Annotated in this window: 11 protein-coding genes and 1 CRISPR repeat array; of the genes, 9 read left to right on the top strand and 2 right to left on the bottom strand. The window is 55.0% G+C overall.

The window, feature by feature from the left end; all coding sequences use genetic code 11:
* Positions 1-253: 253 nt before the first annotated feature.
* The 8 genes from cas3 to cas2e are packed head-to-tail and all read left to right on the top strand — an operon-like array spanning position 254 to position 8,453.
* On the top strand, positions 254-2,887 hold the full coding sequence (cas3, locus tag JGC47_RS13380; protein WP_004159622.1) for a CRISPR-associated helicase/endonuclease Cas3: 2,634 nt from the start codon (positions 254-256) through the stop codon (positions 2,885-2,887).
* On the top strand, positions 2,884-4,407 hold the full coding sequence (casA, locus tag JGC47_RS13375) for a type I-E CRISPR-associated protein Cse1/CasA (RefSeq protein WP_004159620.1): 1,524 nt from the start codon (positions 2,884-2,886) through the stop codon (positions 4,405-4,407). Before cas3 ends, casA begins: the two co-directional genes overlap by 4 nt.
* Positions 4,391-4,861 (top strand): type I-E CRISPR-associated protein Cse2/CasB, encoded by a 471-nt coding sequence (gene casB / locus JGC47_RS13370; RefSeq protein WP_004159618.1) that lies wholly within the window; start codon positions 4,391-4,393, stop codon positions 4,859-4,861. Before casA ends, casB begins: the two co-directional genes overlap by 17 nt.
* Positions 4,858-5,952 (top strand): type I-E CRISPR-associated protein Cas7/Cse4/CasC, encoded by a 1,095-nt coding sequence (cas7e, locus tag JGC47_RS13365; protein ID WP_004159615.1) that lies wholly within the window; start codon positions 4,858-4,860, stop codon positions 5,950-5,952. The genes casB and cas7e overlap by 4 nt, the downstream gene beginning before the upstream one ends.
* Positions 5,953-5,954: 2 nt before the next feature.
* Entirely contained in the window at positions 5,955-6,611 is a 657-nt protein-coding gene (gene cas5e / locus JGC47_RS13360; protein ID WP_004159613.1) for a type I-E CRISPR-associated protein Cas5/CasD, read from the top strand.
* A complete protein-coding gene (cas6e, locus tag JGC47_RS13355; protein ID WP_004159610.1) occupies positions 6,608-7,210 on the top strand; it encodes a type I-E CRISPR-associated protein Cas6/Cse3/CasE in 603 nt (200 codons plus the stop codon). Before cas5e ends, cas6e begins: the two co-directional genes overlap by 4 nt.
* A gap of 39 nt (positions 7,211-7,249) precedes the next feature.
* Positions 7,250-8,167 (top strand): type I-E CRISPR-associated endonuclease Cas1e, encoded by a 918-nt coding sequence (cas1e, locus tag JGC47_RS13350; protein ID WP_004159607.1) that lies wholly within the window; start codon positions 7,250-7,252, stop codon positions 8,165-8,167.
* A gap of 1 nt (position 8,168) precedes the next feature.
* Positions 8,169-8,453 carry a type I-E CRISPR-associated endoribonuclease Cas2e gene (cas2e, locus tag JGC47_RS13345; protein ID WP_004159604.1) on the top strand — a complete coding sequence of 95 codons (285 nt, stop codon included), beginning with the start codon at positions 8,169-8,171 and terminating at the stop codon, positions 8,451-8,453.
* Positions 8,454-8,541: 88 nt separating this feature from the next.
* Positions 8,542-10,586: direct repeats of the CRISPR family, unit length 29 nt; unit sequence GTGTTCCCCGCGTATGCGGGGATAAACCG.
* A 227-nt stretch (positions 10,587-10,813) separates the two neighbouring features.
* Here the strand turns inward: cas2e and JGC47_RS13340 are convergent.
* Positions 10,814-11,284: a hypothetical protein gene (locus JGC47_RS13340; protein WP_004159584.1), complete on the bottom strand. Its 471-nt coding sequence runs from the start codon at positions 11,282-11,284 to the stop codon at positions 10,814-10,816.
* Positions 11,281-12,030: a winged helix-turn-helix domain-containing protein gene (locus tag JGC47_RS13335; protein ID WP_004159583.1), complete on the bottom strand. Its 750-nt coding sequence runs from the start codon at positions 12,028-12,030 to the stop codon at positions 11,281-11,283. The genes JGC47_RS13340 and JGC47_RS13335 overlap by 4 nt, the downstream gene beginning before the upstream one ends.
* 757 nt (positions 12,031-12,787) lie before the next feature.
* On the opposite strand from JGC47_RS13335, the gene acnB reads away from it, so the two are divergent.
* A complete protein-coding gene (acnB, locus tag JGC47_RS13330) occupies positions 12,788-15,385 on the top strand; it encodes a bifunctional aconitate hydratase 2/2-methylisocitrate dehydratase (RefSeq protein ID WP_004159579.1) in 2,598 nt (865 codons plus the stop codon).
* Positions 15,386-15,392 lie beyond the last annotated feature (7 nt).

The raw sequence follows: 15,392 nt of genomic DNA, 5'->3' as shown, positions 1-15,392 counted from the left end.
TCCCCATCTCAATGGGGATAACCCTTTTTAACAAACAAATTTTAGTGCAGCAGCTGGCGTTCTGACGGTGAAAGCAGGGGGGGACATTCTGCGTAAATACTGCCAGCAGAGGCAGTGACAGGGCAGATGATAATTTTTCATTAAGAATTTCCTTGGTTCATCTATACTGCTTACTAAGCGAGCGCCGCCGCTGCGTGTGTAGCAGCCGGGCTACCCGTCTGATAATGGAATATAACGGTCGTAAAGGGAGCTTATGAATTCGCAGCCTGAGTATTACCGCTATTGGGGTAAGGCGACAGCCGCTACGCCCGAGGGGGAAACAGCGTGTCACTTACTACCCTGGCACTGTCTGGATGTTGCCGCCGTTGCGGCGCGCTGGTGGGATAGCAGCCCCAGCCTGAGATCGCAGTTTTCAACCGAATTAAGCCCCGTTTCCCAGCTCAGAGCCTGGGTGCTGTTTTTTGTCGCGCTGCATGATTTCGGTAAGTTTGATATCCGCTTTCAGGCTAAAGCGCCCGCCGCATTACGTATCCTCAATCCTGATGGTGAGAAGATCTCAGGCAGACTGCCGCCGTGGGATCACGGTAAAGGCGGCGTATTGTGCCTGCGTGAGGATTTCCGCGCAAACGCGGTCTCTGATGACTCACTGCTTGCATTTCTTGATGAACCACCGCATAGCAAACGGGCGTGGTTTCCGTGGATGGAAGCGGTTGCCGGGCACCACGGCTATGTGGTGCGTGAGTATCACCTGCCCGATGAAATGATGAATTACCCTCCGGGTTTGCAGGGCTGGGCGGATGCCGACAGGCAGGCGCGCATGGCGTGGCTGCAGGCGCTGGAGGGGCTATTTTTACAGCCTGTCGGGCTGTCGCTACAGGACAATCCGCCGCCGGTTTCTCCGCTGCTGGCCGGTTTCTGCTCGATATCCGACTGGCTGGGATCCTGGAGCAGTGAGGAGACCTTCTGCTACCGGTCATCCGTTGAACCGCCGGATAACTATTTCGCACGGCGCTATGCGTCCGATGCCGCCATCGTGCTGGAGCGCAGCGGCCTGGTGGCGCAGATAAAACCCTGGTCCGGGGTTGCTGCGCTGCTGGAAAAAGGGCATGCCCCCCGCCAGCTGCAAACGCTGGTCGACCGTCTGCCGGAACAGCCAGGCCTGACGTTAATTGAAGCGCCCACCGGTTCGGGTAAAACCGAGGCGGCGCTGGCCTTTGCCTGGCGCCTGCTGGCCAGCGGCCAGGCCGACAGCATTATTTTTGCCCTGCCCACTCAGGCCACGGCCAACGCCATGTATGCCCGCCTTGAACGCCTGGCCGTTCAGCTTTTCGATCGGCCTAACTTTATTCTGGCACATGGCTATGCGCGCTTTAATCCGGCTTTTGACGCGGTAAAGCAGCGCGCTGCTAACGTGCAGCAGGCTGAAGAGGGCTGGGCGCAGTGCTGTGAATGGCTGAGCCGTGGCAATAAACGCGCATTTCTCGGGCAAATCGGCGTGTGTACTGTCGATCAGGTGCTGATTTCGGTGCTGCCGGTTAAACACCGTTTTATCCGTGGTTTTGGTCTTGGGCGCAGCGTGCTGCTGGTGGATGAGGTGCACGCTTACGACAGTTACATGTATGGCCTGCTGGAAGCGGTGCTGCGGGCGCAGTCTGCCGCCGGCCAGAGTGCGCTGCTGCTGTCCGCTACGCTGCCCGCGCACCTTAAACAGCGTCTGCTAAACACTTACCCGGGGGATCCTGCTGCTGAACTCTCTTCAGCTTATCCGCTGGTCACCTGGCGCGGGCAACGCCAGCAGCTGCATTTTGATCTGTCCGCTACCCCCGAACATCTGCCCGCTGAAAGCGCTCTGCTGCTGCAACCCCGCTATCTGGCCGGCGGCGAACCTGATGATCTGCTATTGCAGCAGATGATGGCCGCCGCCGCTGCGGGCGCTCAGGTTTGCCTGATTTGTAACCTGGTGGATGTTGCGCAGAAAACCTGGCAACGGCTCAGTGCATACGGCCAGGCAGAGGTGATGCTGTTCCATGCGCGTTTTACCCTGACCGATCGCATTGCCAAAGAGCAGCAGGTGCTGGAGTGCTTTGGCCCCCACGGGAACCGGCAGCAGGGACGCATTCTGGTCGCCACCCAGGTGGTTGAGCAGTCACTGGATGTCGATTTCGACTGGCTGATCACCCAGCTGTGCCCGGTGGACTTGCTGTTTCAGCGTAGCGGGCGCTTACATCGCCATCAGCGCAACCGCCGTCCGGCCGGTTTCAGCCAGCCGATGCTGACGGTACTGCTGCCGGATGCCGAAGGCTATGGGCGCAGCGGCTATATCTACGGCAACACCCGCGTGATGTGGCGTACCCAGCAGCTGATTGAAGCACAGGGCGCTACGCCGCTGCCGTTTCCGGCCGCCTGGCGGCAGTGGATCGAAAGTGCCTACCGCCCCGAAGCCGATGATGCAGAACCCGGCTGGGTGCAGGAGGGCTATCAGGACTGGGAGCAGAAAGAGTTTGAGAAGCGGGCCAGCGCCCGCCAGATGCTAAAACAGGCGGAGTACGCCACGCCGTTTTCTGACAACGATCATGCCGTACGCGCCCTGACCCGTGACGGCGAGATGAGCCTGGCGGTGATCCCTTATTTTGACAGCGAACACGGCAGGGTGCTGCTGGATGGTCAGCAGCTGGATCGGCTGGCGGAGTTTGCCCGCCCGGAGGCGCTGGCGTTGAACCGGGTCAACGTTCCGCACGGCTGGCTGGGTGCTTTTCTGCAGCCGATGGATGAGCAGGGCGTTATCTGGCTGCCGGGGCATTTCGTTGCTGGAAAAGCCGGGTTTGCCGGGAAAGGTCAGCATCACTTTACTTACAGTCACCACGAGGGAATGGAGAAGACAGGATGAATTTATTGACCGATGACTGGATCCCCGTGCGCCCGCTGGGCGGCGGCGCATGCCAGCAAATCACCTTACAAACGCTGTTATGCAACGGACAGCGCTGGCTGGTGGCGCTGCCGCGTGATGATATGGAAATGGCCACCTTTCAGCTGCTGATCTGCCTGTTACAAACGCTGTGGATGCCGTCTGACGCGCAGCAGCTGATCCAGCGAATACGCCAACCGCTGAGCGCCGGGGAGTTTGCCGATGGCGTTGCCGGTTGGCAACAGGCGTTTGATCTCAACCATCCGCAGCAGCCATTTATGCAGGTAAAAGGCGTGGCGGCGAAAGAGGTGACCGGGATGGATAAGCTGCTGGTCGGGTTAACCGGTTCCACCAGTGGTGCTTTCGTCAACCAGCCCGGCCAGGGCAAGGCGCTGTGCGGCGGCTGCACGGCGATTGCCTTATTTAACCAGGCCTGTAATGCGCCGGGTTTCGGCGGCGGGTTTAAGAGCGGCTTACGCGGCGGCTCTCCGGTGACCACGCTGGTGCAGGGGGACTGTTTGCGCACCACCATCTGGTTCAACGTGTTGAGTGAAACCACGCTGGATCAGTTCTGCCCCGGCTGGCGCGAGCAGCGGGCGCAGCCGTTTACCTGGCAGCAGCCGATAAAAAAGGAAGAGGTGATTGCCGGCAGCAGTATCGGCCTGGCGCGCGGGCTGTTCTGGCAACCGGCCCATATTAAGCTCAGTCCGCCGGACGGCGCGGGGCAGTGCAGCGCCTGTGGGCGGTCGGCCAGCCAGCGTTATTGCAGCTTTCTGAAAGAGAAATTCAACTTTACCGTCAATGGCCTGTGGCTGCATCCGCACTCTCCGCTGATCCAGCAAATCAAGAAAGGGCAGGTGGAGTGGCGTTATATGGCGTTCAGTACGCCAGCCCCGTCATGGACGCAGATCGGCCGTCTGCTGATCGAGCAACAGGTCAATAAACAGCAGGAGGGGCGCCGGGTGGCGACCACGGTCGGGCAGGCGCGCATGCTGAGCGGGGGGCGGGCATTACGCCTGATGATCGGCGGCTACCGCAATAATCAGGCTTCAATTATTGAGCGCCGCCATGAGGTGCTGCAGATTAATCACGGCTGGCAGCACGCCATGCCGGTGATAAACGAGATTGTTACCCTCGGGCTGGAATACCGCAAGGTGCTGCGCACGGCGTTATGGATTTTTGCCGAAGGCGCAAAAGAGAGCGGGATTAAGGGGGCTGGCGTTGCGCTGCATGAAAAGGTTGATGCCCCGTATTACCGGCAAAGTCAGGCGCGGGTGCTGAATTTACTGGCGCAGATCGATTTCCAATCCCCGCTGCCACAGCTTGCGCAATTCCAGACGCAGCAGCGGCAGCTGTGTCTGCAGCTGTTTAACGACCTTAGCGCGCCCTATGCCCACCATCCGAAATTAATCTGCTCGCTGGCGCAGGCCAGAAGATATCTGACGAGCAGCCTGGCCAAACTTCAACCGCAAGGAGAACACATTGATGGAGCTGCCGTCTGACGCCAAAGCGTTATATGAAAACTGGTTACAGCTGGATCCGGGGAGCAAGGCAAAAATAAGGCGCGCCACGCAGCCCGACGATCTGATGGATATCCCCGCCTTTTACCTGCTGGTGGCCCCCTTTGGCTGGCCGCAGCAGCGCTACGCGTTGCTGCGAATGGTGTTTTGCCTGTCGGCCGGAAAAATCAGGCCCAGCGAAGATAAGCAGCAAAGTATCGGTAGAGTATTCGCTGACAAAGGTATCAGCCAGCCGCGTATTTTCCAGGTCATACGCGCTGATTACCCTAACGATATGGTGCAGCTGCGGCGCTTAATTATTCATGCCGAACCCGAGGTGTACTGGCCCGGTTTCGCACAGCAGCTGTATGGCTGGTATAAAAGCGATCGGCGTAAATTACTGGAAGATTTCGTTATCACTACCGCTCACAAGACATCACGTAAGGACGCTAAATGAACAACTTTATCAATTGCCATGTGCTGATTTCCCACAGCCCTTCCTGCCTGAATCGCGATGATATGAACATGCAGAAAGACGCCGTTTTTGGTGGCAAACGGCGGGTGAGGATCTCCAGCCAGAGCCTGAAACGCGCCATCCGTAAAAGCGCGTATTATCAGCAGCACCTTGGGGAATCAAGCATGCGCACCATCCATCTGGCGGATCTGCGTAATGTGGTTCATGCCCGTCTGGCCGATAAATACGCTGCCGGGGATATCGATAAGGCACTGAGCTTACTAAGCGGAAAAGCCATTGATGGCGCAGAAAAAATTGATGGCGGGGCCGTTTCCCCGTGGGTAATGGATGAAATTGACTGGTTTTGCCAGCAGGTGGCCCAGCCGGAATATGCCGATTTCGACGAAAAAAAGTGGGCGAAGCTGCTGAAAGAGCAGATTAATGCGCTGCGCGGCACCTTAAATAATGCGGTGGATGTGGCGCTTAGCGGGCGCATGGCAACCAGCGGCCTGATGAGCGAGGTGGGTAACGTTGACGGTGCGATGTCACTGGCGCATGCCATCACTACCCACGCCGTCGAGGCCGATATAGACTGGTTTACCGCCGTTGACGACCTGAAAGAGACCACCGGTGCGGCGCATCTTGGCACCCAGGAGTTCTCCTCCGGGGTGTTTTACCGTTACGCCAGCCTTAATCTGAGCCAGCTGCAGCAGAACCTCGGCGGTGCAAGCCGTGAGCAGGCGCTCACTATTGCCGCCCACCTGGTCCATATGCTGGCTACCGAAATCCCCGGTGCCAAACAGCACAGTTTCGCCGCCTTTAACCCCGCCGACCTGGTGATGGTGAACTTCTCTGACTTCCCCCTTTCGCTGGCGAACGCCTTTGAACAGCCGGTGGTGGCGAAAAGGGACGGCTTTCTGCAACCTTCGGTGGCGGCGCTTAATGATTACTGGGCGCGCGTTGCTGCCGGCTACGGCATTGATGGCCCCACCGCGCAATTCAACCTGGCAGAGGGCGAGATGCCTGCTGGCGTGCAGCGTATGGCGGGGTTGGCAGCATTAAAAACCTGGGTGAGCAGTAACGGCGAGGGATAACAATGACCGATTACCTGATTATGCGCCTGTGCGGACCGATGCAGGCGTGGGGGCTGCCGGGTTTTGAAGCCACGCGTTCCAGCGCCTCCTTCCCCACGCGCAGTGGCCTGCTGGGCCTGCTGGGGGCGTGTCTTGGGATCCCGCGTAGCGACCGTACCGCCCTGCAGAAGCTGGCGGACAGCGTGCGTTTTGCCGTGCGCTGTGACGATGACAGTCCGTATAAAGCGGTGAGCCGCGTTGACTTTCATACCGTCCAGGATGCCAGAAAAGAGCATGGCAGCCTGAAAAGCAATGACACGATCCTCACCTGGCGCGAATACCTTTACGATGCCGCCTTTACCGTCGCGCTCTGGACTCCGGCAGCGGATCAACAGGGCTACACGCTGGAACAGCTGAAACTTGCGCTGCAAAAGCCCGTTTTCACCCCTTATCTTGGGCGGCGCAGCTGCCCCTTGTCACAACCGCTGTTTTACGCGCAGCATCAGGCGGAACATGCCGGGCAGGCACTGCGAGAAGCCTCGCCGGGTCAAGGGGTGATTTACAGTGAAACGGCGATTAGCGGTAACGAACGTCACCTGACCATGCGTGATGAACCGTTAATCCACCTACCACGCCAGTTTGCCAGCAGAACCTGGTATGCCATCGCGGGGGATCAATGATCTATTTAAGCCAGATTGCCGTCCCCTGGAGTTGGGCAAAAGACCCCTATCAATTACATCGTGCGCTGTGGCAACTGTTTCCCGACCGGCCATCTGACCGGCGCGACTTTCTGTTCCGCGTTGAAACCCGCCATGCCCGTGCCGGGCAGGTGGTACTGCTGCAATCGCTGCAGGCACCGCAGAATTGCGCAGCGGCACAGGTGCTGGCCAGCAAGGTAACGCAGTTTGCCCTGTCGCCGGGCCAGCGCCTGCATTTCAGGCTGCGCGCTAACCCGGTGAAAAACATCAAAGACAACCGGGGGCGGGTAAACAGCCGGGGGGAGGTAAAAAGCTGCCGCGTTCCGCTGATTGACGATAACCAGCTGATGCAGTGGCTGGTGCGCAAGCTGCAGGATGCGGCCGTATTACACAGCGCCTCGGTGAGCAAAGAGCCAGCGCTCTGCTTTAACAAGCAGGCGGTGGCAGGAAAAATACAGCCGGTCTGTTTTGAGGGAATATTACAGGTGACCAGTGAAACACATTTTTATCAATGCCTGGTTAACGGTATCGGACCGGCGAAAAGCATGGGCTGCGGGATGTTATCCATCGCCCGTGCCTGACCAGCAAGAGGGAGCTACGCGGATGTTACCGGAGGCTTTATGTCGTTTGTTCCTTTAACGCCGCTGCCGCTAAAAGATCGCATCTCGCTGGTTTTTCTCCAGTACGGGCAAATCGATGTGCTGGATGGGGCGTTTGTTTTAATCGATAAAAGCGGCATTCGTACCCATATTCCGGTCGGTAATATCGCCTGCATTATGCTGGAGCCGGGCACACGAGTTTCACATGCTGCCGTCAGGCTGGCGGCAACGGTGGGAACCTTGCTGGTATGGGTCGGCGAGGCGGGGGTGCGCCTTTATGCCTCGGGCCAGCCTGGGGGCGCACGATCTGATAAGTTGCTGTATCAGGCGAAGCTGGCGCTGGATGGCGATCTGCGCCTGAAGGTCGTGCGCAAGATGTTCGAGTTACGTTTTGGCGAACAGGCTCCGGCGCGCAGGTCGGTGGAGCAGCTGCGCGGCATTGAAGGAGGGCGCGTAAAAGCAACCTATTCCCTGTTGGCGAAACAATACGGCGTTGAATGGCGTGGGCGTCGTTACGATATTAAGGACTGGGATAAAGGCGATATCATTAATCAGTGCATTAGCGCGGCGACCGCCTGTCTTTATGGCGTAACGGAAGCGGCAGTGCTGGCGGCGGGATATGCACCCGCTATTGGTTTTGTTCACAGTGGCAAGCCGCTGTCATTTGTTTATGACATCGCCGATATCATTAAATTTGAAACGGTAGTTCCGGCGGCTTTTGCCATTGCGGCGGCGCGGCCAACAGATGCGGAAAAGAGAGTCAGGCTCGCCTGCCGCGATGCTTTCCGCAGTGGAAGAATACTGGGCAAGCTTATTCCTCTGATCGAAACGGTGCTGGCTGCCGGAGAGATCTCCCCACCCCCACCCCCGCCGGATGCCCAGCCGGTTGCCATCCCTGAACCACAGTCTTTTGGCGATGTCGGGCACCGGAGTGCGTAATATGAGTATGCTGGTGGTGATCACTGAAAATGTTCCTCCCCGTCTGCGCGGACGTCTTGCCATATGGCTGCTGGAAGTGCGTGCGGGCGTGTACGTGGGTGATGTTTCGCGCCGCGTGCGGGAAATGATTTGGCAGCAGCTTAATCAGCTTTACGAGAATGGCAATGTGGCGATGGTATGGGCCACTAACAGCGAGTCGGGTTTTGAATTTCAGACGCTGGGTGAGAATCGCCGCCTGCCGGTGGATTTGGACGGTCTGCGGCTGGTGTCATTTTATCCCGTCTGACATGCAAACCGCGGCTTTTGACAGCAAAAAATCCGGTAGATTTTGACGGGTAAAAAAAGCCGTTATGGTTCAATGGTTTGTATCTAGAGTGTTCCCCGCGTATGCGGGGATAAACCGCCATTTTATGACAGTCTGGCGCAAAAACTGGAGTGTTCCCCGCGTATGCGGGGATAAACCGGAGATGCACTGGATATACCGACTCCTCACTGAGTGTTCCCCGCGTATGCGGGGATAAACCGGCTCGGGGGGACATGAGCTTGTACAAAACAGCGTGTTCCCCGCGTATGCGGGGATAAACCGTTTTTAGCAGCGTGACAGTTATGGAGCCGCTCGTGTTCCCCGCGTATGCGGGGATAAACCGATTATAAGGATCACTTGCTAGGGCATTATATAGTGTTCCCCGCGTATGCGGGGATAAACCGACTTGACTGTTTATGCAGTGGTTGTATTTCTTGTGTTCCCCGCGTATGCGGGGATAAACCGATCGGAACGACTTAGATTAGCGTCCTTGCACATGTGTTCCCCGCGTATGCGGGGATAAACCGTAACCGCAACCATCGCCGCGATAAATCCACTGGTGTTCCCCGCGTATGCGGGGATAAACCGGTTGATACGGCTGATTACAATAAAATGTCACTGTGTTCCCCGCGTATGCGGGGATAAACCGTAAAAAATGCCGCCATCGAATCAGCAAAATCGGTGTTCCCCGCGTATGCGGGGATAAACCGCTGCGGAGCGTCAAACGGGCGTTAACTCTCGAGTGTTCCCCGCGTATGCGGGGATAAACCGCCCTTCTGGTGTTTTGATTCTCCTAGGTGATTGTGTTCCCCGCGTATGCGGGGATAAACCTAATGGACGAGATTTCACAGAAAATATCTGTTCGTGTTCCCCGCGTATGCGGGGATAAACCGGCTACTACGTGTACGCACAGCCGCTGGCCAGTGTGTTCCCCGCGTATGCGGGGATAAACCGCAGATGAGGCTGCAAATTCCAGGCACTTTTTAGTGTTCCCCGCGTATGCGGGGATAAACCGGATGGTCGTACCGATGTTTGCGAAAGATTCGCGTGTTCCCCGCGTATGCGGGGATAAACCGACGGTCAGATGGTGGCGCTGGTTGCGCTGGCAGTGTTCCCCGCGTATGCGGGGATAAACCGCTGTTTATGAAAAATGCCAACAAACAGGAAGCGTGTTCCCCGCGTATGCGGGGATAAACCGATTTTTCAGGAACGGGCCGACACGAAAATTTATGTGTTCCCCGCGTATGCGGGGATAAACCGATATTTACTAGCATTTCCCCATGCTGTATCACGTGTTCCCCGCGTATGCGGGGATAAACCGCTGGAGCATGAGACGAAATCGGGGGTAGTGCTGTGTTCCCCGCGTATGCGGGGATAAACCGCCGGTTCAGGTTTGATAGGTTCTGCCTAACTCGTGTTCCCCGCGTATGCGGGGATAAACCGTTCGCATACGACAATCTCCCGGCACTGATTAAGTGTTCCCCGCGTATGCGGGGATAAACCGAGGGTGACGCAACGATTGTTGCAATTCCTAACGTGTTCCCCGCGTATGCGGGGATAAACCGCACCAGTGTGTACATTCCAGACTCAGAAACCACGTGTTCCCCGCGTATGCGGGGATAAACCGCCTCGAGGTGTTCTAAGCACTCCGGGGCTTTTGTGTTCCCCGCGTATGCGGGGATAAACCGGACGCTCAAATCAGTGGCGGCGAAACCCGACAGTGTTCCCCGCGTATGCGGGGATAAACCGCCAGAGGGGATTTAGCAAACGTCATTTCTGACGTGTTCCCCGCGTATGCGGGGATAAACCGTCATCTGCGGGTCGGGTAGGCTGCTTACGGGTGTGTTCCCCGCGTATGCGGGGATAAACCGCAGCTATTCCCCGCATCGGTCAGTACTGCGCTGTGTTCCCCGCGTATGCGGGGATAAACCGTGGCCCACAATGGTAAAACCGGCGGCTTTCCAGTGTTCCCCGCGTATGCGGGGATAAACCGGCCAATGGATTCAGGATTGGAGCCAGAATTTAGTGTTCCCCGCGTATGCGGGGATAAACCGAAAAAAAGCCTAAAGCTCGAAAGAATAAAAATGTGTTCCCCACGTATGCGGGGATAAACCGATGATGGCGCTGATAGTTTTATTAGATGTCGAGTGTTCCCCGCACATACGGGGCTAATCCAATAATATGTTTAATGCCAGCCCGGCTTCGGTATTGCCTCGCCGGACTGAGCCTGGCTACATTACCGGTAAAAGAGGGTAACGCTAAGCAATTCACGGCGTGCCGTTCAGATCGCTGCCTGGTCGAATATCGCCCTGGGTTCGATTGTTAAAACCATGCAATACGTATTATTGGCAGATGCTAAGTGGGCCTCCTTTGAAACCAGCAACGAGACAGCTATTTTTGTAACGAAAAAGGTGTATTTGTCCGGTAAACCCCTCTTTGGCTTGCGGATCGATATATTTCCCGGTGCGTGGGTCACTGGTTAATGGCCCTGCTATTCTGAATGATTTAACGGTATTGACATTAATTGAGTCGTAATTGAAGTGGCGTTCAGTTTCGATAGTCCTTTCTGAAGAAAACTCATCTATTTTTCCCTGTGGACCATCAATTGATACTTGTGCGGAATACCTGTGTTCCTGTCCACCCCGATAGGTAAACCAGGTGCTGCGGCTGATCACATACCGGTCAGGTTCATCGTAGATGATAATGTTTTTAGAAATGCAATCCTCCATATTGTAAAATAGTATCCATGGAGCGAAGAACCATCCACAAGAAAATACTATGACGGCGGCAATAGTAAAGTAACAGCGCCTCATGAGTGATAATCCCCTATAACAGTAACGGAGGTGCAGTTACTACCTTCATTACCGATTTCTCCATTGCAAAGATAAAACGAAGTGTTTCCAGTCCGGGAGTTATTCAAATATACGTACTTCATATCGCTGGCATTGACGAGCTTGTTATCTAACCAGTAACTGATTTTTGCGGCGGCGCTTCCATAATGCGCCTGATTTTTTCGATAGAAATAAAACCTTCCCTCTTTTTCTTCCGCCTGATGATAATTGACTTCTGTTATCATATTCTGCTGGCGAGTATAAAACCCGGCCAAAAACAATATAACAGAGAGAGAGAGGAATTTAGCAATCGGTAACAGCGATGTAACAGTTGAATAATGGTTAGTATGCCGATAGGTATCCTGCTTTACCACTGGCGGCACGCTGCTTTCGATGTCACCACGGTTATGACTGGCGAGGTCGGTCAGTAAGATGATATATCCTGCTTGCAGGATGTGCCCTTTTCTTGCCTGTGTCGTTAACGTATTGGCTGGAAGTCCGGCATCTTCAAATGCACGCCTTAATCGATAAAGACTCTGCCTGACTGCGCTGTCAGAAACTGTCACCCCACGTTTAACCCAGCACTCTTCTAACAGCTTCTCTCTTCTTATGATTTTACCTTCATTTCTAACCAAATAGTCCAGGCATCTTCCTTCCTGCAGGGTTATTTTAATGCTCTTTTTATCATTGCTTAAAATACAATTTTCGGGTTCAAAATACACGCGCATTTGTGCTGCCCTTTAAAAGCATAAGGTTTGCTAATTATAGTTAAAAGCGGTGTTTCAGGGAATGGTTATTTCAGTTTCTGTACTCTGAGTCGGCCAATAATCAGCATTTTAATACATGTAACAAAGGAGGTTGGTAAGGTGACAAATAAAGTTTATCCGATTAGGATTCAGTGGATGATTTTTCTTTGATATTAAGTTTTTATTTTTAAAGGGCTGGGGGTTAATAGTGGTCCGTATGGGCCGGGGTTCAATCATCAAAGCGGTTTCTACTGCTTTGGCAGAATTGGGTTTTCTGTCGATGGACTATTTTCCAGCGGAAGGTTATCTGTTAATAAGCGGCGTTGGCTCCCTGTCGTCTTTGCGTCAGAACCGTGTCTTTTATTCCAGGTAATATCTTAAACTTTGTAAGGTAAGCGATAATGCATCATCCCTCCTTAAATTAACTAAGTTAATTGTCATATCAAGAATATGCGTATTGGCGTGTGACAGATTCAAGGTTTGAAATTGATTAACCAGTAGAATTTATATGCTTGATGCAAAAATCAGTTAAGTACCTGATTAATCCTGCTTTAGCCTGTTGAAACTATGACAAAAATGATGTTGCTATTTTGTAAACAGATTAACAAGTTGATGAATTTCTGCTATGCTGAGCCCCGCAAAACCGGGCACCTCTACCCCGCGCATAGGATTGTTCTTACTGTGGGCTGCGAGCGAGGTAGCCCGGTATGCCAAATACAATGAGAGCGAGGAGAACGTCGTGCTAGAAGAATACCGTAAGCACGTTGCCGAGCGTGCCGCCCAGGGAATCGTTCCTAAACCGTTAGATGCTTCCCAAATGGCCGCGCTGGTTGAACTGCTAAAAGCCCCTCCTGCGGGTGAAGAAGAATTTCTGTCCGATCTGTTAATTAACCGAGTGCCGCCGGGCGTTGACGAAGCGGCGTATGTCAAAGCCGGTTTCCTGGCCGCCGTCGCGAAAGGTGAAGCGACTTCTCCTCTGGTTACTCCTGAAAAAGCGGTTGAACTGCTAGGTACCATGCAGGGCGGTTATAACATCCATGCGCTGGTTGACGCGCTTGACGACGAAAAGCTGGCCCCGCTGGCTGCAGAGTCCCTTTCCCACACGCTTCTGATGTTCGACAACTTCTATGACGTTGAAGATAAAGCGAAAGCGGGCAATCCACACGCCAAAAAAATTATTCAGTCATGGGCTGACGCCGAGTGGTTCCTGAAACGCCCTAAGCTGGCAGAAAAAATCACCGTAACCGTGTTCAAAGTGACCGGCGAAACCAATACGGACGACCTCTCTCCGGCACCGGATGCCTGGTCACGCCCGGATATTCCACTGCACGCGCTGGCGATGTTGAAAAATGCCCGTGAAGGGATAGATCCGGATGAAGCAGGCAACGTAGGTCCAATCAAACAGATTGAAGCCTTACATAAAAAAGGTTTCCCGCTGGCCTACGTTGGTGACGTCGTCGGTACCGGATCTTCGCGTAAATCGGCCACCAACTCGGTGCTGTGGTTTATGGGCGACGATATTCCTTACGTACCCAATAAGAAGGCTGGCGGCGTGTGCCTTGGCGGCAAGATCGCACCCATTTTCTTCAACACCATGGAAGATGCTGGCGCGCTACCGATCGAAGTGGACGTAGATCGTCTGAATATGGGCGATGTGATTGATATCTACCCCTATAAAGGTGAAGTGCGCAACCGCGAAACAGGTGAATTGCTGGCTGACTTCGCGCTGAAAACCGAAGTGCTGCTGGATGAAGTACGTGCAGGCGGCCGCATTCCGCTGATTATCGGTCGTGGTTTAACCACCAAAGCCCGTGAATCCCTGGGTTTACCACACAGTGATGTGTTCCTGCAGGCGAAAGACGTGGCGGCCAGCACGCGCGGTTTCTCACTGGCTCAGAAGATGGTGGGCCGTGCATGCGGCGTTGAAGGGATCCGTCCAGGCGCTTATTGTGAACCTAAAATGACGTCGGTCGGTTCTCAGGACACCACTGGCCCGATGACCCGTGATGAACTGAAAGACCTGGCTTGCCTTGGCTTCTCTGCGGACCTGGTGATGCAGTCTTTCTGTCATACCGCTGCCTATCCTAAGCCGGTGGATGTCACCACGCATCACACCCTGCCTGACTTCATTATGAACCGTGGCGGCGTGTCGCTGCGCCCCGGCGACGGCATTATCCACAGCTGGCTGAACCGTATGCTGCTGCCGGATACCGTCGGTACCGGTGGCGATTCCCATACCCGGTTCCCTATCGGGATCTCATTCCCGGCGGGTTCTGGTCTGGTGGCATTCGCCGCGGCGACCGGCGTAATGCCGCTGGATATGCCTGAGTCGGTTTTGGTACGTTTCAAGGGCAAAATGCAGCCGGGTATTACCCTGCGCGATCTGGTTCATGCCATTCCACTGTATGCGATCAAAGCTGGCCTGCTGACCGTGGAGAAGAAAGGGAAGAAGAACATTTTCTCAGGCCGCATCCTCGAGATCGAAGGGTTGCCGGATCTGAAAGTGGAGCAGGCGTTTGAGCTGTCGGATGCATCCGCCGAGCGTTCTGCGGCAGGCTGTACCATTAAGCTTGGCAAAGATCCGATTATCGAATATCTCAACTCGAATATCGTGCTGCTGAAGTGGATGATCTCTGAAGGCTATGGCGACCGTCGTACAATCGAACGCCGCATCCAGGGCATGGAAAAATGGCTGGCCGATCCGCAACTGCTGGAAGGCGACGCAGACGCGGAATACGCTGCGGTGATCGATATCGATCTGGCAGAGATCAAAGAGCCAATTCTGTGTGCGCCTAACGATCCGGACGATGCGCGTCTGCTTTCTGACGTACAGGGCACCAAAATTGACGAGGTGTTTATCGGTTCGTGCATGACCAACATTGGTCACTTCCGCGCTGCCGGTAAGCTGCTGGATAGCCATAAAGGCCAGCTGCCAACCCGTTTATGGGTAGCACCACCGACTAAGATGGATGCGGCGCAGCTCACCGAGGAGGGCTATTACAGCGTGTTCGGTAAAAGCGGGGCGCGCATTGAAATCCCGGGCTGTTCGCTGTGCATGGGCAACCAGGCGCGGGTAGCGGACGGCGCGACCGTGGTTTCGACCTCGACGCGTAACTTCCCGAACCGTCTCGGCACCGGCGCCAATGTTTACCTGGCCTCTGCCGAGCTGTCAGCGGTGGCATCGCTGCTGGGTAAACTGCCTACGCCAGCTGAATATCAGGGGTTTATGGACCAGGTGGATAAAACAGCCGTTGATACTTATCGTTATCTGAACTTCGATCGGCTGACGCAATATACTGACAAAGCCGATACGGTGATTTTCCAGACGGCGGTTTAACCCCCGT

The sequence above is a fragment of the Erwinia amylovora genome (assembly GCF_017161565.1).
Lineage (GTDB): Bacteria > Pseudomonadota > Gammaproteobacteria > Enterobacterales > Enterobacteriaceae > Erwinia > Erwinia amylovora.
The sequence above is the reverse complement of the archived record's forward strand: the minus strand, read 5'-3'. Positions and strand labels throughout refer to the sequence as shown.